The organism is Pedobacter sp. HDW13, from assembly GCF_011303555.1.
Taxonomy (GTDB): Bacteria; Bacteroidota; Bacteroidia; order Sphingobacteriales; family Sphingobacteriaceae; genus Pedobacter.
Genome location: NZ_CP049868.1, coordinates 3,198,829 through 3,223,150 on the forward strand (window position 1 = coordinate 3,198,829; position 24,322 = coordinate 3,223,150).

Annotated in this window: 18 protein-coding genes and 1 tRNA gene; 12 read left to right on the forward strand and 7 right to left on the reverse strand. The window is 41.4% G+C overall.

Features of this window, described 5'->3' with window-relative positions; translation table 11 throughout:
* The first annotated feature begins 264 nt into the window (after positions 1–264).
* The 6 genes from G7074_RS13695 (at position 265) to G7074_RS13720 (ending at position 8,973) form a co-directional block, all read left to right on the forward strand.
* The gene (locus G7074_RS13695) at positions 265–2,988 is read left to right on the forward strand and encodes a GH116 family glycosyl hydrolase (protein WP_166208854.1); all 2,724 of its coding nucleotides are present in this window, start codon (positions 265–267) and stop codon (positions 2,986–2,988) included.
* A gap of 8 nt (positions 2,989–2,996) precedes the next feature.
* Complete coding sequence (locus G7074_RS13700; RefSeq protein WP_166208857.1) at positions 2,997–3,578, forward strand: hypothetical protein; 582 nt, start codon at positions 2,997–2,999, stop codon at positions 3,576–3,578.
* Between the two features lie 253 nt (positions 3,579–3,831).
* Complete coding sequence (locus G7074_RS13705; protein ID WP_166208860.1) at positions 3,832–4,350, forward strand: contractile injection system tape measure protein; 519 nt, start codon at positions 3,832–3,834, stop codon at positions 4,348–4,350.
* Positions 4,351–4,419: 69 nt separating this feature from the next.
* Complete coding sequence (locus tag G7074_RS13710; protein ID WP_166208863.1) at positions 4,420–4,932, forward strand: hypothetical protein; 513 nt, start codon at positions 4,420–4,422, stop codon at positions 4,930–4,932.
* Positions 4,933–5,241: 309 nt separating this feature from the next.
* Positions 5,242–6,690 (forward strand): sulfatase-like hydrolase/transferase, encoded by a 1,449-nt coding sequence (locus tag G7074_RS13715; RefSeq protein ID WP_124558295.1) that lies wholly within the window; start codon positions 5,242–5,244, stop codon positions 6,688–6,690.
* 9 nt (positions 6,691–6,699) lie between these two features.
* Positions 6,700–8,973, forward strand: a complete 2,274-nt coding sequence (locus tag G7074_RS13720) for a glycoside hydrolase family 95-like protein (RefSeq protein ID WP_166208866.1) — start codon at positions 6,700–6,702, stop codon at positions 8,971–8,973.
* Here G7074_RS13720 and G7074_RS13725 read toward each other — a convergent pair.
* Genes G7074_RS13725 through G7074_RS13735 form a run of 3 tightly spaced genes read right to left on the reverse strand, consistent with a single transcriptional unit; the run spans position 8,944 to position 11,524 of the window.
* Positions 8,944–10,107: a chromate transporter gene (locus G7074_RS13725; protein WP_124558297.1), complete on the reverse strand. Its 1,164-nt coding sequence runs from the start codon at positions 10,105–10,107 to the stop codon at positions 8,944–8,946. The genes G7074_RS13720 and G7074_RS13725 overlap by 30 nt on opposite strands.
* A gap of 2 nt (positions 10,108–10,109) precedes the next feature.
* The gene (locus tag G7074_RS13730; protein ID WP_124558298.1) at positions 10,110–10,619 is read right to left on the reverse strand and encodes a hypothetical protein; all 510 of its coding nucleotides are present in this window, start codon (positions 10,617–10,619) and stop codon (positions 10,110–10,112) included.
* Between the two features lie 47 nt (positions 10,620–10,666).
* Complete coding sequence (locus G7074_RS13735) at positions 10,667–11,524, reverse strand: chromate resistance protein ChrB domain-containing protein (RefSeq protein WP_166208868.1); 858 nt, start codon at positions 11,522–11,524, stop codon at positions 10,667–10,669.
* Positions 11,525–11,727: 203 nt separating this feature from the next.
* Here G7074_RS13735 and G7074_RS13740 point away from each other — a divergent pair, with 203 nt between their 5' ends.
* Complete coding sequence (locus G7074_RS13740) at positions 11,728–12,216, forward strand: hypothetical protein (protein WP_166208871.1); 489 nt, start codon at positions 11,728–11,730, stop codon at positions 12,214–12,216.
* Positions 12,217–12,573: 357 nt separating this feature from the next.
* Positions 12,574–13,419, forward strand: coding sequence for an AraC family transcriptional regulator (locus G7074_RS13745; RefSeq protein ID WP_166208874.1), 846 nt, complete (start codon positions 12,574–12,576; stop codon positions 13,417–13,419).
* A 518-nt stretch (positions 13,420–13,937) separates the two neighbouring features.
* Here G7074_RS13745 and G7074_RS13750 read toward each other — a convergent pair.
* Together G7074_RS13750 and G7074_RS13755 are read right to left on the reverse strand one after the other, a co-directional pair.
* Positions 13,938–14,315, reverse strand: a complete 378-nt coding sequence (locus tag G7074_RS13750) for a hypothetical protein (RefSeq protein ID WP_166208877.1) — start codon at positions 14,313–14,315, stop codon at positions 13,938–13,940.
* A 274-nt stretch (positions 14,316–14,589) separates the two neighbouring features.
* A tRNA-Met gene (locus G7074_RS13755) sits at positions 14,590–14,663 on the reverse strand.
* Between the two features lie 462 nt (positions 14,664–15,125).
* On the opposite strand from G7074_RS13755, the gene G7074_RS13760 reads away from it, so the two are divergent.
* The 3 genes from G7074_RS13760 (at position 15,126) to G7074_RS13770 (ending at position 18,311) form a co-directional block, all read left to right on the forward strand.
* Positions 15,126–15,506, forward strand: a complete 381-nt coding sequence (locus tag G7074_RS13760; RefSeq protein ID WP_124558313.1) for an START-like domain-containing protein — start codon at positions 15,126–15,128, stop codon at positions 15,504–15,506.
* Positions 15,507–15,602: 96 nt separating this feature from the next.
* Positions 15,603–16,961, forward strand: coding sequence for an LptF/LptG family permease (locus G7074_RS13765; RefSeq protein ID WP_370526492.1), 1,359 nt, complete (start codon positions 15,603–15,605; stop codon positions 16,959–16,961).
* Between the two features lie 138 nt (positions 16,962–17,099).
* The gene (locus G7074_RS13770) at positions 17,100–18,311 is read left to right on the forward strand and encodes a bifunctional 3,4-dihydroxy-2-butanone-4-phosphate synthase/GTP cyclohydrolase II (RefSeq protein WP_124558315.1); all 1,212 of its coding nucleotides are present in this window, start codon (positions 17,100–17,102) and stop codon (positions 18,309–18,311) included.
* 362 nt (positions 18,312–18,673) lie between these two features.
* Here G7074_RS13770 and G7074_RS27215 read toward each other — a convergent pair whose 3' ends face one another.
* Positions 18,674–19,312, reverse strand: coding sequence for a translocation/assembly module TamB domain-containing protein (locus tag G7074_RS27215; protein WP_240916301.1), 639 nt, complete (start codon positions 19,310–19,312; stop codon positions 18,674–18,676).
* The gene (locus tag G7074_RS13775; RefSeq protein WP_240916302.1) at positions 19,279–23,106 is read right to left on the reverse strand and encodes a translocation/assembly module TamB domain-containing protein; all 3,828 of its coding nucleotides are present in this window, start codon (positions 23,104–23,106) and stop codon (positions 19,279–19,281) included. Before G7074_RS13775 ends, G7074_RS27215 begins: the two co-directional genes overlap by 34 nt.
* A 74-nt stretch (positions 23,107–23,180) precedes the next feature.
* Between G7074_RS13775 and tsaD the strand changes: the two genes are divergently transcribed.
* Positions 23,181–24,182 carry a tRNA (adenosine(37)-N6)-threonylcarbamoyltransferase complex transferase subunit TsaD gene (tsaD, locus tag G7074_RS13780; RefSeq protein WP_166208880.1) on the forward strand — a complete coding sequence of 334 codons (1,002 nt, stop codon included), beginning with the start codon at positions 23,181–23,183 and terminating at the stop codon, positions 24,180–24,182.
* The last annotated feature ends 140 nt before the right edge of the window (positions 24,183–24,322 follow it).

Sequence of the window (24,322 nt, forward strand, 5' to 3'; positions counted from 1 at the left end):
ATTGCCTGTTGCCTGTGCATTAAAGGATTTTGCTATACTATTAAGCTAATTTGTCAAAAAAAAGATTTCTCCGCAGAGATCATTACCTTTAATTGTGAGGTAATCAAATGTGCTGTTTATTACCATCATCCCGAATAAAATTTTAACCAAATAGAAAGATTTAGCATCCGCATTTAACCATAGCCTGTTTAGGTTTTAATGTTGAGTTGCCGGATATAGGGGAGCGTTTTGTGTGTCTCCGGCTTTGCAAAGCAAGATAATTAAATGAAAGAACAATCATCAGGACGCCGTGCGTTCATTAAAAAGGCTGGTATACTGGGAATAGGGGTCATGGCTGCCAGATTTCCGGTATGGGGCAATAGCATATTCGCCGCCGGCTATCCAAAGCATAATATTCCTGAAGAAAAAAATATTGATCCCAAATGGCTTGCTTCATTGTACAAAAGAGGCACAGCCACCACGTATAAAAAAAGCAGGAATGAGCTGCGCTATATTGGCATGCCAGTGGGCGGCCTGCACGCCGGAACGGTATATGTTGGCGGCGACGGACGTTTATGGCTGTGGCAGATATACAACGAAACTTTTGAAGGTGCACAAGAAGGGATAGAACCCAAAATTGTAAACTGGAACGATGGTACTACCGTACGTAAAATAAGGCCCAGAGATGGTTCAGCTTACATAGAACCAGCCATTGCCGATAATAAACGAATCCTCGATCAGGGTTTCGCACTGAAAACGGTTGTTGCGGGCAAAACTATTATTAAAGAATTGAATGCCGACCATTGGGATGAAGTGGTGTTTTCGGGTTCTTATCCGGTTGCCGATATTGTGTATACCAGCAAAGATTTTCCTTTAGAGGTGAGGTTGAAAGTTTATTCTCCTTTTATTCCGCTTGATGCGGAAAAATCTGCACTTCCCGCAACCATATTGCGTGTTGAAGTGCTGAATAAAGGAGCTAAAACATTTCCGGTTGATTTGATTGGCTGGATGGAAAATGGCGTAAATAAAGTTAGTGGCAAGCCAGGCTCGGGGAGTAAAACCAATACTGTAAATGTTGGGACTGAATCGGTTGATATTGTTTCGGCGTTTATAACTACCGATGCCAATCAAATCAATGCCAGTGATCACGGCAGCATGTGTTTTACCTATCATGGCGACTATGGCAAAGCCAATCCTGCACTGGAACCATGGCCTGTTGGTACCGCAGATTTTAATCCGTTGAAAGTAGTTACGGCAAAAGTTGATGGAGATGAAAAGCTCGTAGGAGGGATTAGCCTATCGCTGGAACTATTGCCTGGAAAAACCATGCAGGCAGATTATTCGATAAGCTGGCACTTTAACAATGTTAATCCGAAGCTTAAAAAATTGGTGAAGGATGCAGAACAAGGCTATTATTACGCCAGTCGCTTTAAGGATGCGAAAAGCGTTTCCGATTTTATCAAAACCAATTTTAACCAGCTTACTGCCGGTACTGAACTTTGGAGCAATACCTGGAAAACATCAACATTGCCACACTGGTTTTTGGAGCGAACTTTTCTAAATATCGGAACACTAGCAACAGCCAATACCTACCGTTTTGCCAGCGGCCGTTTCTGGAGTTGGGAAGGGGTGGGCGCCTGTGCCGGTACCTGTACACACGTGTGGCAATATGCGCAGGCTATGGCCAGAATTTTTCCGTCGCTCGAACGCGATTTGCGCGAAAGGGTAGATTTGGGGGTAGGGTTTGTAAAAGATACCGGTGCCATTATTTTTCGCGCAGAGAACGAATCGCGTCCTGCAATTGACGGGCAGGCTGGTACTATTTTGCGTTTCTACCGCGAGCACCAGATGAGCCAAAATGATGCCTTCTTAAAAGCTAACTGGACAAAAATAAAGCTGGCTGTACAGTTTATGCTGGCACAGGATAAAAACGGCGATGGCATGACCGATACCCCAATGGAAAATACACTGGATGCGGTATGGGAAGGAGAAATTGCCTGGATAGTTGGTTTATGTATTGCTGCGGCCAGTGCCGCACAGGCCATGGCTACTGAAGCTGGTGATACGGCCTTTGCTGCAATATGTAAGAACTATGTAGAAAAGGGTAAGCAGAACATGGAGCGTGAGCTGTTTAACGGCGAATATTTTATCCATAGGCCTGATGCCGTACAGGGAAGGAAAAAACTGGGTTCTTATAATACCTGCCATATCGATCAGGTATATGGGCAGAGCTGGGCCTTTCAGGTCGGGCTTCCGCGGGTGCTAGATGAAAAGAAAACCCTTAGCGCTCTTAGGTCGCTATGGAAGTACAATTTTACCATGGACGTTGGCCCCTACATTAAAACCCACGTTGGTGGCCGTCCGTATGCGCTGAGCGGAGAGGGTGGTATGGTTATGAATACCAATCCGCACAATGAAGAAGCGCCCTTCGGCGAAGATGTGAGCTGGCAGCTGGGCTACTTTCACGAGTGTATGAGCGGGTTCGAACATCAGGTGGCCGCCCATATGATGGCTGAAGGTATGCATGCAGAGAGCCTTATCCTTACCAACAGGATACATGACCGTCATCATGCCGCCAAACGTAACCCCTTTAACGAGATTGAGTGTAGCGACCATTATGCCCGTGCCATGGCCAGCTATGGTACCTATCTCAGCGCCTGCGGTTTTAGCTACCACGGCCCGAAAGGAATAATTGGTTTTGGACCCAAGTGGAATAAAGAAAATTTCGTTGCAGCATTTACGGCTGCCGAAGGCTGGGGAGTTTATAGTCAGAAATTGCAGGGGGTAACCCAGGTGCATCAGTTTCAGTTGAAATATGGTACGTTAAGGTTAAATGAAATCAGGCTGGAAAAGATTACGAAGCCGGAGGCAAAGCACGTTAAAGTTAGCCTCCTGGGTAAGAACATTAATGCCGTTATGGCTGGTACAGCGGGGCTGCTGAATATCAGGTTGACGCAGGAAGTGACCGTTCAAAAAGATCAAATACTCGAAATTTCAATATTTAGTTAGGGGATGATATGAATAAGCTTAAAAAAATAAAACAGTTGGGTTTAGTGGGCTTGATTGGCTGTGCCATCTGGCTGGCGGCATGCACTGGCAAATCGGAAACGAATAAAAACGAACTAGCTGCAGACTGGAGAACTGAGTTTAAAAAGAAACTCCCGCTGCTTGGGCACCGAAACTGGATCCTGGTTGTTGACAAGGCTTTTCCCCTGCAACAATCGGCTGGTATGGAATATATCTACGCTCCTGAAGGCATGGAGGTTGTATTGCGTGAGGTAATTTCAGGGATCAAAGCTTCCGATCATGTAGCGCCCATTGTTTACCGGGATAGTGAGCTCGAATATATTAAACCATTGGTAGGTGCAAAGGCCGATCAATTAATTAAAGCAACTCAGGTTATATTAAAGGGAACGGCTGTGAACACCATGCTGCACGACTCTGTTTTTAAGCAGCTCGATCGAGAGGCCGGACTTTTTAAGGTTCTGGTAATTAAAACCAACGAAACAGTACCTTATAGCTCTACCTTTATCAGATTAGATTGTGGCTACTGGGATGCAGCCAAAGAAGCAGAGTTGCGTAAGCAAATGGCTAAATAAAGACAGGTCTACTAACCTTGATTTTTCATCCTATTAACGCCATAACATTTACGGAATTCGAACGGAGTTTGATCGCTTAATTGCAACTGAAATTCGAATAAACTCCGAAGAAAGGATAAACAAAGCCAATTTTAGTGCGAGCTCTGGTATTAAAATAAACCTTCGCAAAAAGGAGCGTTCCAACTTGATAAATTAGTCAGATCTTTCCTTATTTTTAATGCAGATCAATCAGGTCTGTAATTTAGCTCCGCAGATGTCATTAACGCCCGAAACCCTAGCTGTAAAAAATGCAGGATTAGTCTTGTTGAACAATTATTTGCCCATGCTTTTTGAAAGGCTTGGCTTGCTAATCGAAAACAAGGTTTTTACCGGTCTTGCGAGCCAGTGTAAGGCAGTGCAATACGCTGAATTTGCTGTTACGGGCTTATCTGCTACTTCCGAAACCATACTTCAGCTCAATAAAGTGCTTTGTGGTTTGCCACTGGCACAACCCGTGCCCGAAGAAATTGATATCTCCGAAGATCAGATACTGTTGATTAACGGGCTGCTCCAGGCAATGATTGGTTATTGGCCGGCTACAGGTAGCAGTTCAGTTGAAGGTTTCAGGGGCAACTGGCTGGTGCGCGAGGGGTTATTAAGAGAGCTGGAAGCATATTGGGAACTGGTTGTTGAAAAGCGGGCATACGATTTATTACTGAATCAATCGCCATTTACATTTTCAGTGATTAAGTATCCATGGATGCCTAAGCCCCTTCACGTAACCTGGCTTTAGGACTATAGCAGAGCATTATGACAAAAGTATATACCATCATTTTTAAATAAAGTATTAATTTAGAAAGCGATGAGGAAGAAAAAAGCGGCAAAATTAAAGGAAGAAGAGTTTTGGACTAATTTCTTTTATTTCAATATTCCAAGCCATATTAACGAAGTACCGGCTCGCCTTGAGCGGGCCAATTTTAGGCGCTACCATGTAGATGATGAAGAAATAGGGTGGATGATTGAATATGTGCGTAGCATTTACCAGCTTGATTTGGATGGTACCGAAATTACCAACGCCGGAATTGCCTTGTTGAGCACCCTGGATGCGGTTAACGAACTCAGGCTGAAAAACTGCCTTAATATTGATGCAGGCTGTTTGGAAGATTTGCAGCAGATTAAAGACCTTGAGCTGTTGCACATCGGCGGAACCAGCATTGGTGTGGACGATTTGATTGCGGCTCCTCTTAAATTTAAAAGCTTAAAATTCCTATTACTGGATGACGATGAACTCAATGAAGACAAATTGCAGCTGCTTTATGTTTCATTACCTGGCGGCTGCGAACTTAATGTTAACCATCGGGTTTATCCGTTTTAAACTCCTTATTACCTATTTTTTGCCATATAAGACACATAAGGACATTTAAGGCGTGTTGGCTATATGTACTTAAATGACTTATATGGTTCATTATAATTTTTTTACCATTTAAGACACATAAGGACATTTATGAACTGTTACGCTTATATGTAACTTACATGCCTTATATGGTACATAAGTGCTTTTTTGTTATCATTTAAGGGCTGTTAAGCGTTAAAATGGCGCAATTGTTTGCTTAAATGATTGAATATTAAGAACGGAAACACCGGTATATTTACAATTGACCAAGTATAGTAAGCCTCCCTAAAAATGAAAGCTTTAATTGTTAAACTGTTTTTTGCCTGCCTGCTGCTCGCATCGCTGGCTGTTAGTGCACAGCAGCGAAAACCCCACAATGTTCTTTTCATTTTAACGGATGATCAGCGTTTTAATACCATTAAAGCACTTAATAATAGCGAAATACAAACTCCCAATATCGATAAGCTGGTAAAAAGCGGAATGGCCTTTACCCAGGCACATATTATGGGATCGCTCGGCGGTGCCGTTTGCGCACCCAGCAGGGCCATGTTACTTACCGGAAGATCGGTATTTAAAGTGCATCAGGATGGAAGTTACATCCCCAATAGCGAGAAAACATTTCCCGAAGTATTTAGGGAGAATGGTTACCGTACCTTTTCAACCGGTAAGTGGCACAGTGATTATTTATCTTTTAACCGTTCCTTTTCAACTGGTGACCATATATTTTTTGGTGGCATGCATACCGAAAAGGAAGGTGGGCACTGGAACCCTAAAATAAATCATTACGATCCGTCAGGGCAATATAAAAATAGCTTTCACGCCAATAAATTCTCTTCGGAATGTTATGCAGATGCTGCGGTTAATTTTCTGGAGCAACCGCAAAATACACCTTTCCTGATGTATGTTGCTTTTACAGCCCCGCACGATCCGAGAACCCCGCCTGCAGCATACCTCTCGTTGTATGATAAGAAAGAAATTGCCCTACCCGGTAATTTTATGCCCGAACACCCTTTTGATAATGGAGAGCTAAAAGTGCGTGATGAGCAGTTATTGGCAACTCCCCGAAATGCCGATAGTGTGAAAGCTGAAATAGCGAAGTATTATGCCATGATTACAGAAGTAGACCATGAAATTGGGAGAATTTTAGATGCGCTCCGTAAAAGCGGCCAATATGAAAATACCATTATTGTGCTTGCCGGAGATAATGGCCTGGCTGTAGGGCAGCATGGCCTATTGGGCAAACAAAATCTTTACGATCACTCTATGCGGGTACCGCTTATTTTTAGTGGTCCGGGTATTCCGGCCAATAAACAAACAGATGCTTACTGCTACTTAACCGATGTTTTTGCTACACTTTGTAAAATGAATAACCTGCCAGTTCCAGGTACCGTAAGTGGCCGTTCATTAAATGAAGCGTTTACCCAAAAGAAATTCAGGGGCCGCGACCATTTGTTTACTACCTACGCTAACCTTCAGCGTGCTGTAGTAAAAGATAATATGAAACTCATCCTGTATAACGTTAACGGAAATCACTCCATACAGCTTTTTGATCTGGCAAAAGATCCTTTGGAAAAAAATAACCTTGCCAATAAGCGGGATAAGCAGGCTATAGTAAAATCGTTAAGGAATTTGCTTTACGATGATATGCGGTTGTACGGCGATTTTTGCGACCTCACAAAAGAAAACTGGGGCTACGGTGGGCGTTTAGAATTTAAAGATGCGTTACGCATCAATCCTTAAAAATAATCAATGAAAACATTAAAGCATTCCGCTCTGTTCATATTCTTCGTGCTCCTGTTTCAGACTGGTTTTGCACAATCTGACACCGCTGTAAACTGGCAAAAATTTCTTTCCCGAAACGATATGGTTTACGATAAACTGAGCACCAAATGGGAAGAAGGCATTTTTACCGGCAATGGTTTGCTGGGCACCATGCTGTACCTGAAAGATAGCAATACTTTGCGCCTAGACCTTGGTCGTACCGATGTAAGGGATGATAGGGCAGGATCGCCGTTATTTGAAAAAGCACGCCTGCCTATCGGGTATTTTGAGCTAAAACCTGTTGGAAACATCGTAAAGAATACCGCACGGATCGATTTGTGGAACGCCGAAGCCAATGGTACCATTGTAACTGATAAAGGAACCATTCAGTGGCGTACCCTTACACTTTCGCAAACAAATGTAATTGTTTTTGAAACCAGGGTGAGTGCCGGAGAAGAGCAGTTTAAGTGGCAGTTCAACCCCGAAGTTTCCATTAGCAGCCGCACAAAATACAGGGGAATTCCAACAGGATATGGTGCTAATCCACCTGCTGTTTTTGCAAATGCAGGCGCTGTTGCATATAGTAAACAACCCATGCTTTCGGGTGGCGATTACACTACGGCGTGGGTGGCAAAAAATAAAGCCGGCAGCCGAACCTATTTCCTGTCGGTAGCCATTGACAGAAAACAATCTGCTGTTAACGAAGCGGTACAAACGGTTAGCAAGGCTGCAAAAGATAACTTGCAACAGTTGCTGAATGTACACCGCCAGTGGTGGCACCATTATTATCCACAGAGCTTTATATCGCTGCCTGATGCCAGAATGGAAAGCTTTTATTGGATACAACAATACAAACTGGCCAGTGGTACAAGGACAGGCAAGCCTGTGTTAGATTTAATGGGTCCCTGGTTTCGCGATACCCCATGGCCGGCCTACTGGTTTAACCTCAATATCCAGTTAACCTATTCGCCATTGTACGCCGCCAACCGAGTTGATTTGGCCAATGGGCTTGTAAAAATGATTGATGAAGGTAAAGCAAACCTAAGCAAAAATGTACCTGCTGCCTATCAATACAACGCAATGGCCCTGGGTAGGGTAGCTACAAGTGATTTATACAGTCCCATTAAAGTGATTAGCGCCAAAGATTCGACCTTATCAGATATAGACCTCGAAATGGGAAACCTTACCTGGTGCCTATACTATTATTGGTTGCAGTACCGCTATACTATGGATCAAAGCCTTAAAGCACGGCTTTTTCCATTGTTAAAAGGAAGCATCAATTACTATATGGATGTGATGGCTAAAGAAGACGACGGTAAATGGCATTTGCCACGAACATCTTCGCCCGAATACCCGGGAGGAATTACCCGCGATTGCAATTACGATTTGTCGTTGCTGCGTTGGGGCTGCCAAACTTTATTGACCATCAATCCAAAGGATGAGCTAGCCGTTAAATGGAAAGATGTTTTAACCAATCTAACCCCTTATCCTAGCGATGCAAATGGTTTGCGTATAGGTCGCGATGTACCTTTTAACCAGTCGCACCGTCATTATTCGCACTTGTTAATGATTTATCCACTGTATACGCTGAATTGGGACCAACCGGAAAGCCGGCCTTTAATAACACAATCGCTAAGCCATTGGCATAGTTTTAAAGGCGCCTTACAGGGCTATTCGTTTACAGGTGGCGCTTCTATGTACGCCATGATGGGGAACGGCGATAAGGCGTTAACTTACCTCAACCAGTTATTTGATCAGTTTATTAAGCCCAATACCTTGTATTTAGAGTCGGGGCCGGTAATAGAAACCCCGCTTGCTGCGGCCACCTCTATACAAGAATTGTTATTGCAAAGCTGGGGCGATAAGATCAGGGTATTTCCTGCTGTTCCAACTGCCTGGAAAGAGCTGTCGTTTAAAAACTTAAGAACAGAAGGTGCATTTTTAATTAGTGCGGTGCTAAAAAATGGCGAAACGAAATGGGTAAAGATAAAAAGTCTGGCGGGCGAACCCTGTGTTATACACCCGGGTATAAACGGAAAAGTACAGGTAAAAGGTAAGGTGGAGTTAAAAGATTTGGGCGAGGGCAATTATTCTTTTCAACTGAAGAAAAACGAAGAGATTGTTTTATATCAAAAAGAGAGTGACTTATTGTTAAAGGCCGAAGCTGTAAAGCAGGATGGAAAAAGCCATTATTGGGGAGTAAAAACTAAGCAGCCCTGGTGCAGCTTTAGTTTAAATGCTCTTAATTATAATGCCCAGTAAGGCCGCTGCAATAATGATATGTGGTTCCTGTAGTTTCTTTATATAAACGAGGGCAATACCGCTGGCTACAGCAATCAGTGCGGTAGGCAAATCGATAATAGAACGGGTGGCAATTACCACAACCGAACCCACCAATGCGCCTATTACTGCTGCGGTAATACCTTCAACAAAAGCCTTGATGCTGGTGTTTTTGGCAATCTTTTTAAAATAAGGAGCCAACACCACTGTAAAAAGGAAGCAAGGTAAAAATGTAGCCGCCGCCGCTACAGCTGCTCCCGGAAAGCCGTTTACCAGATAACCAATAAAACCAACAGTAATTACCACTGGCCCAGGGGTAATCATGGCCACTGCCACAGCATCTACAAACTGCGATTCGCTTAGCCATTTGTATTCGCTTACTACGCCACTATGTAGAAAAGGCACAATGGCCAGTCCGCTACCAAATACAAATGTGCCTGCTTTTAAAAAGAACAAGCCTATTTCTATAAGCGTAGCTTTAGAGTAGTTCCAAAAGCCCATACCGCTAAGTAATACTATAGGCAGGGCTTTGGGCCTTTTTATCCAGTGGGGAGGTGCTTTAACAGCCATGTAAAGTAGCCCGCAGCCAATAAACAATAAAATTTGTTCTTGTTGGGTAACAATGGTTGTAATAATGGCTATTAAATAAAATACCCACAGCAGCCAGTTCGTTTTTATAGCCGCAAAGTTTAGCTTACCTACCGATTTGACTGTAAGTTTATAGGCGCTCAAGGCAATGATACCAATTACGGCCGCGCCAACGCCATAAAATACCTCACTCATCCAGCTCAGACCGGCGTATGACTGATAAACCATGCCAAGCAAAACCACCATAATAAATGAGGGGAGTACAAATGCCAGGCCGGTAAGTGTGGCACCCAGCAGGCCATAATGTACAAAACCAATGTAAATGCCCAGTTGTGCAGCCAGCGGGCCTGGTGCCAGCTGAGCCAGAGCCAACCCTTCTTTATATTCTTCTTCCGTTAACCAGGCTTTTTGCTCTACCAAATCGCGGTGCATATAACCCACAAGTGCTACGGGGCCCCCAAAGCCCCAGGTACCCAATCGCAAAAAGTAAAGGGTAATATCTTTCCGTGTATATTTTTGGTTAGCCATATTTAAAATGCAATGCCAAATTGAAAGCCGAGGGTAAACGATGCCGGTTTATCGTTGCCAAAACGCAGCGGTAACGGAAGTGCTGCAAAGTAGTTACAGTTTTTACTTTTAATTACGGTTTTGTTTAAAACAGGCGTAACACCGTAACGGCCAGACGTTTCGAAAGCCAGGCGCCCGGCAAAGGTAAAGCCGCTGCCCAGGGCAAGCAATATACCGGGATGAAAGGTGAAATTGCTCATCTTGCTGCTGCCGTTTTCTGCCCGCAGTGTCGGAACAAACTCCGCAGAAAAACCAACTTTCTGGCTTTTCCAGATATTGATACCCACCGGCATACCCACTACGTAATGGCCGTCGAAATTGGTATCGGTGCCTGCACTGCTAAATGTAACAATGGGATGCATTATACCAACATAAGCGGCAATTTTAGGATAACTGACCACCGCGCTGTTTTGGCCAAAAGCAGGTGCCGACAAAAATGTTATCACGATAGTTAAATAGCGGAATAAGTTCATGCCACAATATTAGCCTGAACTTAAAACCCAAAATAGAACGTGTTTTACTATTTTGTATCCTTTTTACCTAAACGCAAACTTTTTTTATAATCGAGCGGGTTTTTGCCGGTGTGTTTTTTAAAAATGCGGTTAAAATGGCTCTGATCGGAAAAGCCAGTAAGGTAAGCAATCTCTGTAAGCGAGTAATTTTCGTGACTCATGAATTGAATGGCTTTCTCTACCCGGAGTTTGCGCATGTAATCGCCAAATGTAAGGTTGTCGAAATATTTAGAAAACTCGCGAGAGAGGTAGGCCGGGTTAATTTCCAGCTCTTCTGATGCCTGCTGCAAACTCAGGGTCATGTTGGTGTCGAGCTGGTCTTGTATCATTTCTTTGAGCGTTTGCGCCCAAACCGGTGCTTTCTTGTCTTTTTCCTGTTTAAGGTATTGGTTGTAAACCTGTAACAGCAGTTGTTCTACAGGGCCACTCTGCGTATGTTTCAATTGATATAAATGGGTGGCCCAGGCATAAAGACCATCGTAAATGGTTAGGCCAAGCTGCAAAAGCTCCTGGTCGTTTTTAATTTGGTAGGCCAGCCCCGAAAAAACAGCCTCCAGGCCTGCCGCCTGCGGTGCAAAATCGTGCCGGTCGGTATCCGCTCCGCGTACTATGGCTGCAACACGTGCCAGCGCATCATCCTTTAAGCTGTGTTTTTTAATAAAATAATCAAAAGTACACTGGTCGTCATAATGGCTGTATTCTACCCCCGGCATATCGAAAGGTATAGCACCTGTTTCTGCAGTTTTTTCGAGTACCTCGTTGTAAGGCACATACAAAATCTCAGCATCTGCATCAATAAAGCGGAGAATAAGCCAGGGACAGGCAATACGGTCAATCTTAGGGCGTTCTCGGGTAATCCATTTCATGCTACCAAAATACAGCAGAATTCTGTTTAATTTAAGTTATGGCTAAAAATTACTGGTAAAATTAGCAATAACAAGCTCAGGCAGCAACGATACACCTGCTGCGTTTGAACCAGATTGCCAATCAATTGAACCAATAAACAAAGCCCCTTATCCTTACTATAGCCACTTTTGTAACCAACAATTGCACATTAAACAAAAACACTATGGGACTAACAGGTTTAGGAATTTTTCATACCATTATTGGTATTGTTGCCATTGCAGCGGCAATCATTTCATTTGTACGCTTTGGCAAGATCGATTTAACGCAGCTGAGCGGTAAAATATACTTTTATACCACCACTGTTACGGCTTTAACCGCACTGGGCATCTCTAAGCATGGTGGCTTTAATGCCGGGCATGTTTTTTCGGTATTCATTTTTATTTTAGTGGTAGTGGCATTTTGGCTTTCGGTGAAACGAAGCGCCAGTAATAAGGCCCGCTATGCAGAGAATTTTTTACTCTCTTTCAGTTTCTTTCTGTCGCTTATCCCTACCGTGAACGAAACTTTTACCCGCGTGCCGCTGGGGCATCCGCTGGCCAAGGGCCCTACCGATCCGGTAATTGCCCAAACATTAGGGGGGCTCTTAATCGCTTTTATTGCCGGTGCTGTTTATCAGTATATTAAACAACGCAAGGCGGTTAAGATGCGCTAAGCCAAATAGAAGCCACAATATTACCAACTTTAATTTGCTTAACTATTTAATGGTTTAAGATTCGTTTGCAGGCTGTTTCTTTTATTTATCATTAAAGGATTAAGGACATAAAGAGGGAGAGGTTTAATCCTTGTTTATTATTGTGGTTTTTCCAAACATTGCTGGTACTCTTAATCGCTTTTACCAACCCTTAACTTACTTCACTGCTTAATGGTTTAAGAGTCATTTGCAGGCTGTTTATTGATTACATTCATCATTAAGTGATTAAGGACATTAAGAGGGGGAGGTTTAAGGCTTGGGTGAAAAGCCAAACCTTACATTAGTTTTTCTATTTTTATAGCTGAAGGTTTTTTAAACATGATTATCGATCATAAAAAGTATGACTTGTTTGGCAAATCCATGGTGCAGAGCATCAGGATAAAGGCACCCTTTACCTTCGATTTCCCAATTACCGATAATGCCTGCTTTTTGTACATGCTACAGGGTGAAATGCAATACCATCGTGATGAAGACCTGGTGAACATACCGCATAAGCATGCGTTGTTTTTAAATTGCATCCAGGCCAGCAAAACCATCAGCAACCTGAATACGGAGGGTGGCGTTAACGAAATTATGGTAGTTAATTTTCACCCCGATATTTTAAAACGGATTTACGACCGCGAAATGCCGGTGATACTGCAGGCACCGGAACGCGTGGTTTCGAACAAGAGTATTGAGGTTTTAAACAACAATTTTTTAATTGAAAAATATATAGAAGGCCTGCTGTTTTATTTTCAGCACCCGGCACTGGTTAACGAAGATATACTGGTTTTAAAACTGAAAGAAATTATCCTGCTACTGGCACAAACGCCTAATGCCCGGGCCATACAAACTATATTTGCCCAGCTGTTTTCGCCCACTACCTACACTTTTAAGCAAATTATTGAGGCCAACCTGTTTACCCAACTCAGTATCGATGCCCTTGCCCAGTTGAATAATTTGAGCATTTCTTCTTTTAAACGCGAATTTGCCAGGCATTATAACGATACGCCTGCCAATTATATTAAAACCAAAAAACTCGAAAAGGCTGCGGAGCTACTGCTTATTTCAACCGAAAGGATTAAAGACATTGCTTTTAATTGTGGCTTTAACGATCTGGCTAATTTTACCAAAAGCTTTCGGGAGAAGTATCAATGTACGCCGAGTGCGTTTCGTTTGGGGTAGGTTTTGTAGTTAATGAAATTTTGTTTGATAGCGCTGTTTTTACGCAAGGCTTTGCGCACGAAAGCGAGTCTGTTGCTGATCTGTTAACCGGATAGAAAAGCGCAGCTTCTTTACTATTGCGACGCTCACTAAAGTTGGATTTAAGATTACCTTCACCTGCACAAGCGCTGGCTTGTAGTATTATTTGCGAAATCACACTCAATAACCTCTTAAACAAAAAAAGCCCATCTTTCGATGAGCTTTTAATCAAGTAGCCTTGGGAAATAGATTCACGAATGAATTTATTGAAGATTTGCGCCGTTTAGCTAGATTAAACAAACTTAAAGATTAATTCGTATTTGTTTCGCACTTGGATTTGGGACATCGAACTGCCTGGATAAAAGTTCTTCAATAGCTTTTTTAGGTAGATTGAAAATACCTGTAAAAAGGCATCGAACGGTTTGCAAGGAGCATCGCCAAAAGTGTGTATCAGGCCCGATGCACACTTTTCAGTCGTTCAAAATCCTGATAAAACTATTCTACTGACCTGAGTCGCGATACCTTTTCCATATATCTGCATAATATTGTTCATACTCTGCATATGCAACTGACAACTTCTTGGGCATTATTTGGACTATTGGAACCATTTTTTTTGCATTTTTGCCTAATAGTAATGCTTCGCAGTACGAAACATTCAAGGCGTTATCTAAAGAGTCACTCATAAGATCAATCCTCGATTCAAGGAAGTTAAAACATTTAATTATTTCCGGGATATTATTTTCCACTATTAGATTATTAGTGTACCCCGCAAACACTTCCATACGCGTATGAACCATATAGATATCTTCCTCCTCAATATCTGTTTTTAGAATTGGAAATGATTTCACCAAATCCTCAAAAAAATCTTCGTCGCTCATTGCTGATTATTAAAGAGGCAAATTAATGATTAATATGAATATCTCGGCAAAATTTGTTCTCTTCCGGCGTCACTAGAATAGATTGCTAGGTATACGAAACCTATTAAAATACCTGTCGAAAATCCCAAAATGCTATACAAATCTTATTGCCCCTTGCATGCGCACCGCGTGTGCACGTTTTCGATAGTTTTATTTTGCAATAACAGAAAATTTAGGTTAATTAAAGGCTCTTGTAAACCAAAAAAAGCCCATCTTTCGATGAGCTTTTAATCAGTAGCGGGGAGCAGGATCGAACTGCCGACCTCAGGGTTATGAATCCTGCGCTCTAACCATCTGAGCTACCCCGCCGGACTTATATTTACTGAATAACGTAAATACAGATGTGGTTATTTTTAAGAGCTGCAAATATAGGATAAATATACATTCTAATAAAAATAAATGTGAAAAAACATTTAAAGTACTATAGCACAGTTAATTTAAATGAATTGGGCCAGTTTTAATCCGGCTTTGGTTGAATGATTTGGGCTTGTTTTTGTTTGCAGGGGTGAGTGAAACCGTGTTGCGCAGTTAACTATATGCAGTTTGCAATAGATAGTTTGCATTTACCAATGAATAGCTTGGGGCATGGAGTTTGGAGGCAGTTAACCGGTTTAAACAATTAACGGGTTGATCCAATAACCAACTATTAAATCCGTTGAATTGGGTAAGTAATCAAAAAAATGATAAGAGTTGCAGATGTAGAATAAAATACCTTTCTTTAGAAAAATAACATTTAAAATAATCCGGAAATTATTCTGGTAGTGTACTAACATGGCAGAAAAGAAAAAATTTACACTAGAGTACGAAGTTAGATCGTCACCAAGAATATTATACAGCTTTATAAGCGAGCCCAACGGTTTGTCGCAATGGTTTGCCGACGATGTGGTTTTCCGCGATCAGGTATATACTTTTACCTGGGACGATGAGCAGCTGAAAGCGAAAATGGTTTCGGTTAAAGAAAATAAGCTGGTAAAGTTTAAATGGCTTGATGATGAGCCTCAATGTTATTTTGAGATGGAAATTGTGCAGGATGAACTAACCAACGATGTTGCCCTCTCGATTACCGATTTTACTACCGACGAGCTTCTGGCCGAGAAGAAATTAATCTGGGATAACCAGATCGATTACCTGATTAGTGTTTTGGGTGCATAATATTATCTGCGCATTGTTTACCTTTGTAGGGTGAAAAAACTACATCTTCTATTAATAAAAGCATTCGTAAGACCATTCATTGCAACATTTTTTGTAATGATGTTCATCTTGCTAATGTTTTTTCTGTTTAAATGGATTGATGATCTCATTGGCAAAGGCTTCGAATGGTATACCATTCTGGAGCTGATGTATTATGCCTCGGCAGCAAACGTTTCGATGGCCTTGCCGTTATCAGTTCTGCTTTCTTCTATCATGACTTTCGGTTCGCTGGGCGAAAATTACGAGCTGGTGGCCATTAAATCGGCTGGTATTTCGTTGCAGAAAGCCATGCGCCCGCTTTTCGTGGTGATTTTAATCCTTACCGTATCGTCGTTTTTCTTTGCGAACTACATGTTGCCCAAAGCCAATTTAAAGTTTGGTTCGCTGTTGTACGATATCCGCAACAAAAAACTTTCCTTCCTGATAAAACCAGGTGTGTTTAATAATGCCATACCGGGTTATGCCATCCGTGTCGATTCGAAAGAGGACGACGGTACCCTGCATAACATTATGATTTACGATCATAAAGAAAATAATGGCATTCCGAAGGTAATTTTGGCCAAAGAAGGCAAGATGGAAAAAACTGCCGATGGTAAGTTTCTGGTGCTGAGCCTTAAAAACGGCGTACAGTATGAGGAGCAGGCCAGTAGCAACGGGATGTATAACCCCAGGCAGGTTTTCTCGCGCAGGAGATTTAAAGAAACTGCGCCACGTTTCGATATGTCGTCGTTTGATGGCAACACAACCGACCCTAACGCATTTGGCAATAGTACCCCGATGTTAAACCTGAAAGGGATTGTGCGCAAACGCGATTCGCTTACCAAACAGCTCGACACGATACATATGCGTACTATCGAGAATTTGACCAGTAACTTTAAGCAGTTTAACGTAACCAAAGGTTATACCAAAATAAAGGCTGCACCTGCTAAAATTGATGATGTGGTGCTGAAGAGTATTCCAAACGGATCGCGCAAGCAGGCCCTTGATAATGCCACCAATGTGGTAGCCAATATTATGCAGCATGTACCCAACTGGGCACCACGTCAAACCGATTTAACGGGCGAAATTATCTTCACTACGGTAGAGTACCAGCGTAAGTTTACCCTGGCGGCATCGTGTATCCTGCTGTTCTTTATCGGGGCACCATTAGGCGCCATTATCAGAAAAGGAGGGATGGGCTTACCCGTTGTAGTAGCCATTTCGTTCTTCCTGGTGTATCACATTATTACCACTGTTGCCGAGAAATCGGCAAGGGAGGGTAACCTAAACCCAATAGTGGGTATGTGGATGGCCATGATTGTGCTATCGCCACTGGCTGCTTTTTTAACTTATAAGGCTACAGTTGATTCGGCTCTTTTTGATGTAAATTATTACAAGCAGATGCTGCTTAAAGTGTTTAAAAAGAAGGAAAAGTAACCTCATTTCCTTTACTTACAAATGATATTTTAATCCAAAAATTGCTTAATAAGGTTGTACATTTGTACAAGTTAACGCTGCAGTATAAATACTTGTTAAAAGCTAATGAGCCGCGTTTTCTCCATAATGCTATATAAAATGCAAACGAAATTAAACACAATAGAAGAAGCTGTCGCAGATATAAAAGCTGGTAAAGTGATTATTGTTGTCGACGATGAGAATAGAGAGAATGAAGGTGATTTCTTAACGGCTGCCGAAAATGCAACACCAGAAGTAATCAATTTTATGGCTACTTATGGTCGTGGTTTAATCTGCGCCCCTTTAACCGAAGAGCGTTGTAAAGAGCTTAACCTCGATTTGATGGTGGGTAAAAATACAGCCGCTTACGAAACCAATTTTACTGTTTCGGTAGATTTGGTTGGTCATGGTTGTACTACAGGTATTTCGGCCAGCGACCGTTCTAAAACCATGCTGGCTTTGGTCGATCCTAAAACCGATCCGGCAGAATTGGGCAGACCAGGACATATTTTCCCTTTAATTGCCAAAGATGGGGGGGTAATCCGCAGGGCCGGTCATACCGAAGCTGCGGTAGATTTAGCCCGTTTGGCTGGTATGAAACCTGCTGGTTTATTGGTCGAAATTTTAAAAGAAGATGGCGAAATGGCCCGTCTTCCTGATTTATTTAAAATTGCAGAGCAACACCAGTTAAAAATTATATCAATCGAAGATCTGATTGCTTACCGTTTAAATTTAGATAGCCTGATTAAGCAGGAAGTGAGCATTGCTTTGCCTACTGCCTGGGGTGATTTTAAAATGACGGCTTATACACAATTGGACAATAATGCTACGCATTTAGCCATTTCAAAAGGCGAGTGGACTGCTGATGAGCCTATTTTAGCGCGTGTACACAGTTCTTGTGTAACCGGCGATATTTTTGGTTCGTGCCGTTGTGATTGCGGTCCGCAATTGCATAAGGCCTTAGAGATGATCGAAAAAGAAGGTAAAGGCATTGTAGTTTATATGAATCAGGAGGGTAGAGGTATTGGGCTGATTAATAAACTGCGTTCGTATAACTTACAGGATGCAGGTTTTGATACTGTTGAAGCCAACATTAAACTTGGTTTTAAAGGTGATGAACGTGATTATGGTGTAGGTGCACAGATATTAAGATCGGAAGGCGTAACCAAAATGCGCCTGATGAGTAACAACCCAACTAAAAGGGCTGGTTTAATTGGCTATGGTTTGGAGGTGATAGAAAACATTCCGATCGAAATTGCCAGTAACGTACACAATGAACGTTATTTAACTACTAAAAGAGATAAAATGGGCCATTCTATCATGAAAGGATAGTTTGGTTGGCTTTGACTATTTTCAGTTTTGATTATTGGAAAATGATTGAGGTTAATTATAAATTATTGAAAAGGCCGGCATCATATTGCCGGCCTTTTTTTTGAATATGTTCAGGCTTGTTTCTTAACGAGTGTGTGATTGGCTTAGCGTTTTTAACACTTCTTAGTACGATACAATCGTATTGCTATTTCTGCACGCGTTAGAAACGCGCGCAAGCTGAAACAGGTGGTCTAGAATTAAGAGATGCTTCACTGCGTTCAGCATTACAGTTTTGTTTTTATATGTGATGGATCGATAGCTTTGTTATTCGGTCTTATTTTAGCTGGTTATAAACCATCAGACTATAGGCCATTGACTAAAATCTACCTCCTTTGGTTTCCCTTCGTTTGATTAATAATCACATCTTTATTGAGCGATTTATTGGTTTTAACCGGCGCTTCGCTTTGTTTCCTTTTTAAGTTACGGCGATACGAGCCTGAAATTTTCTGGATAAACTCTTTAAACGTATCAAACTGCTGGGTGTACACCAAACCAAACGACGTTACATTGGCCGTTGGACTAATACCGCTGTTTAAGAAAATACTTTGTTGTGTAGGTGGTTTATTGGCTGCTTTAATGGTTAAACTTCCATCTTTCTTGATCAGGAATACAGCTTCAACTTCTCTACCTACATTGTCTTTACCAAAATCGATGATGGTAAAATCGTTTACGCTGTTACGATCTACAATACCCGCATTAATAATCAGACGGTCATTAAAGAATTTAAATGATGCATTGGCCTCGCTTAACGAGCGAACGTTCAGATCGACAAAGTTTAAGTTTAAAGAAGAAAGTACGTTGTTGAACTGGTTAAATACCAGTTCAGTTGCTGTACTCGTAGCGGTTGAGCTCAATTGGTTTCCGATTGACTGGCCACCGTTTCCAGGTGCAAAACTTCTTCTGATAATTAAACTGAAGGCCTGCAAATTCAGGTTGTTCTGATCACTGAAATAAGTTTGCAACTCCTCTTTAATAGAAGGCTGCGCGGGAAATTGATATCAAGTTTAATCTCCGGTTTTAATAAAAGACCAGTTAAACCCATTTCTACCTCGGTATTTACCCTTTGGTTGGCATTGCTGCTCGCATCGCGGTTGGCCGCTTTATACAAATCGTTTAAACTTGCCCTAAGCGCATAAACTGCTTTGAGGTTAATTTGCGCGGCAGTAGGGTTACCTGTCCAACGGATGGTACCGCCTTGTCTGATCTCAAATTTCTTATTAATTACTTCCTGGGCTGTAAAATCGAAACTTCCGGTTTCAATAATATAATCGCCCGACATTTCGAAATCTCCAAAACTGTTGATGTTCAGGTTCAGTTCTGCATTACCCTTTCCACTCAAATTACCTAGTGTGGTAAAAATATTGGCTGTGGTATTGGGGTCGATGGTTAATTTAAAAGTTAACGTTAAGCCATCAAAATTGGTTGTTTTCTTAACTGCAACTGTTGAATCGCGGCTTACAAAATTGATGAAATCTTTATCCGATATCGTTTCCGAGCTGTTTAAAGGTAAATTGAAAACTGTTCCTTTCTCTGTTTTCGCCTTAATATCGATTTTCATTTTATTGGTAGGCCCAGTAAACTTAAATACCCCTGTGCCGTACGCACGACCATAATAAACCGAGTTATCTTTTGCTGTAGTATTTAAGGCCATTAAGCTGTTGGCGGTTACCTTAACATCCAGGGTAGGGTAGTTAATGTTGTTCAGGTCTACAGTGCCTTCTGCGGTAGCTTCATGGCCTTCTAAATCGGCCAGTTTAAATTCTTCTCCCAAATCAATCACACTATTGCTTACCTGTACCTCATCGGTAATTACATAAGTGGTTTTGAGGTAATTTACCATCAATTGTCCTTTATCGAGGGCTACAGTACCGTTAATTTGCGGTTTATCAAATTTGCCCTTAACCGTTAAATCGGCAGAAATATTTCCTCTTAAATTAGATACCAGTTGTTTTACAAAAGGCTCTAAAATAGTGAGTTTACTTTCGTTCATTTTTATAGATAGGTCAATTTCTTTCTCTTTCAGGTTGAGGTTTCCGGTCAGTTTAAAAGTTTCAGAATCTTCGGCCACGATGCGTGTAAACACATCAATTTTATTGGTGGCGTTGTTGTACGATGAGGTATCGGTAAGGGTACCAATATAAATATCGTTAAAGTTCAGTGAATCTATTTTTAGGTCGTCGTTTACGCGTGGTGCTTTGAGGATGCCGTACAAATTGGTTTTTCCATTGGCATTACCGCCCAGTTTAATACCGGCGCCTTTGGTAAAAGGGTTCAGCGTTTTAAGGTTAAAATCTTTAAATCCTACGGTAATTAAATCTTTAGGATCTTCTGAAATCAATCCGTCGATAGTTAACTGCTGTTTTCCGTTGGTTAGGTCAAAATTGGTGATCTCGGTTTTGCCATTGTTGAGCACAATACGCACCTTCTCCTGTATGCGCCATTCTTCGTTGTTGATTTTTAAAATAGAAGGAAGCACGCTCAGGCGGGCTGTGGTGTCCTGATTTTTGGTGAATTCGACCAAACCGTTTAAATCGAGCTGGTTGTCTTCATCGGCGTTCGACATTTTAACGTTGAAAGCCAGGCTGTCGTTGCGCAGGATATTCGAAACGTTTACATCTTTAATAAACAAACTGTCGTTTAGCTGTACCCGATCGGAGGTAACAATAAGCTGGAGTTGCTGAGGAGTGGTATTTTCATCGAGGATAATGTTGTTTACCACAATGCCGTTATACTTCAGTTTTTTAACAAAACCATTGAGTGCAGCGGTATTGTTTCGCGAGTCGAAATCTCCGTTAAACGTTGCGCCTTCCTCCAGTTCTAGGCCCGGAATAAATATCTGCGCAATAGGCTCGAACTTTTTAATCAGCAGTTTAAATTTAAAAATCTGGTTTTTGTATTTAAAAATATCGGCCTTTAACGAGGGGATATAGGTTTTGGCAATCGCCTTATAATAAGAAACAATAGAGTTTAGGTCGTATTCGCCCTGAATGCCCGCATCCAGAATGTCTGAACGGATATCGAGTACACGGTTAGCGCCAGTGCCATTGGCGGTTAACTGCACCGAATCGACACTGTAAATACCCTTAGGGTTTTGGAGCCTAACCTCTTCAATTAATAATTTACCCGAAATGTTGTTTAGGTTGGTGCCCGAAAAATTGGTTTTAAATTTCGCATCTACCATCAGCGAATCTTTTAGCAGCTTTAAGGCTTTCAAACGAGCTTTAGAAATGGTAGCGTTGAAATTAAATACCGGTAACTTGGGGTTGAGGTTAACACCGCCATCAAAAACCAGTTTCACGTTTCGGTCGTTTATACTCAGCTTACCGTCGAAATATTTTTTATCAAAGGTTCCGTCGATTTTTACATTGTGGTAGCGATAATTGTTAAAATCGATATAATCTACATCGCCGTTTATTTTCTCAGTGAGGTTTTTGAGTTCAGTACCACGACCTTTTACGTATAACGAAGAGCTGATACGGCCCAGGCTTTTTTCTTCAACCAGGTTGCCGAGGTTAAAATCATAACTCTTTACGTTTCCGGTGTAGGTAGGAATATCATTTTTATCGATCTTCATGTTTACATCCGAAACAATACGGCCTAGTTTAGTTTTAAACTCGCCATAGGCAATAAAATCGTTCTGGAAACCAGTGAAACTTCCGTTAAAGTTAATGTTACCAAATTTATTTACAATTGCCGGAACAATTTGTTTCTTGCTGTTTGTAATGCCAGCCAATACTTCATCCAGATCGGTCCTATTGGTGGCGGCCATTTCAATGTTCAGGTCCATAAAGGTTTCTTTCCACTTGGGTAATCCCTTTAATATAAAATCGCCTTTAATGTAAGTGGCTTTTCCTGTTTTTATCGAAAGCTTTTTAGCCCGAAGGTTATTTACCAGACCTGTTATCTGCCCGTCAACATCTAGATCGAGTTTCATAGTGCTGAGCTCGGGTGCAAAAAAAGCAACGTCTCTAGAGGTAAGGTGGCTGTCTTTAAAGATAGCCTTCATGCGCACATTATCTACATAGTGGTTAAAATCCTTGTAGCTTTTAAACCGCATCTGGTAGTAATTGGTTAGGCGGCTCTGGCTAGTTTCGAGTAACAGGTTTTTCAACTCAATTGCATTACTATCGATGGTGGTTTGTGCGGTAAGGTTTTTAAGGTAAAAGCCGCTTCTTTCTTTCAGTGTTAAATTTTTGATATTCGTTTTAACCAGGTGGTTTTTAGTGTCGAGCCCCTCAAAAATACCACTAAGTTCTTTAACATCTACGTTTTCGAAATTTACACTTTTGCCCAGGGTGGTATCTTTGGCAGCGAAATTTTTATACCTGAAAGCAAACTTGTTTAAGATAATACGGCCCAGCTTAATATCGTAAGGCTTGCTTTTCTTTTTCTTTACAGTAGGTTTACCAGAATCGAAATAGTTTATAATGAAATCGAGGTTAGAAGACTTATCTTTGAAATCCTTTAGGAAAAAGCGGCCGTTGTTGATCTGAACCGTACTGATATCAATAATGCGTTTATCAATAGATAAGCGGTTAATATCGACCATAAATTGAGGTGTGCTCAGTAAAGTGTCTTTTTGAAGATCGAGTACTAATAAATCTTCGAGTACGATAGATTTAAAAGGCTTGATGTACAGACTCTTGATTGATATGGTGGTTTTAAGCTCTTTTGATAAGTATGCAGCAGTTTTCTGCGCAAAATAAGTTTGAACAGGCTTAAATTGTAGTGAAAAAATAAGAAGCGCGAGCAGCAAAATTATTGATGCAATTACCCAAAGGAGTATTTTAAATAGTTTTTTAATAATTTTGCAGCTTAAATATTAATAATTTGTCTGTTATACTTGCTATCGAGTCCTCTTGCGATGATACTTCAGTTGCTATCTGTAACAACGGCAAAATTACTGCCAATGTTATTGCAAACCAAACAATTCATCAAAATTATGGTGGTGTAATCCCTGAATTGGCTTCGAGGGTACATCAACAAAATATTGTGCCCGCTGTGCAGCAGGCTTTAATTAATGCCAAAGTTACAAAACAGGACATTAATGCCGTTGCTTTTACACAAGGGCCGGGTTTGCTGGGTTCACTTTTGGTTGGCGTTTCTTTTGCAAAATCATTTGCACTAGCCTTAAATATACCTTTAATTTCTGTGAATCACATGCATGCGCACATATTGGCGCATTTTATCGATGATCCTAAACCGAGTTTCCCTTTCTTATGTTTAACCGTTTCGGGTGGGCATACACAGATTGTACTGGTGAAAGATTACTTCGATATGGAAATTGTTGGCGAAACGCTTGATGATGCCGCCGGAGAAGCTTTTGATAAAACGGCTAAATTGCTGGCCTTACCTTATCCGGGTGGCCCCTTAATTGATAAACATGCTAAACTGGGAAATCCGCTGGCGTTTAAATTTGCTGAACCACAAATACCTGAGCTGAATTTTAGCTTCAGCGGTTTTAAAACTTCTATCTTGTATTTTATCAGGAAACAGGAAAAGGAAAACCCTAATTTTATCGCTGATCATTTAGATGATATCTGTGCATCGGTGCAGCATAGTATTGTGCAAATTTTATTAAATAAGTTAAAAAAAGCAGCAAAACAGTTTGGTATTAATGAAATTGCCATTGCTGGCGGTGTTTCGGCAAACTCAGGCCTACGCGATGGTTTACAGCAAACCGCTGATGAGCTGGGTTGGAAAGTTTATGTGCCGGCGTTTCAGTATTGTACAGATAATGCAGGTATGATTGGCATTGCAGGCTACCACAAGTTTTTGGCAAAAGATTTTGTAGGGCAGGAAGTATCGCCAATGGCAAGGATGGAATTTTAAAGGTTTATTGGTTGGTTAACTGGTTAATTGTATAAATCGGTTAACTGGCTCGTAACTCCAAACTGTTCATCGGTAATTGCAAACTATTCATTGATGATTTGTTTATTGTTAACTGTAAACTGCCAACTGAGTTTGTACCT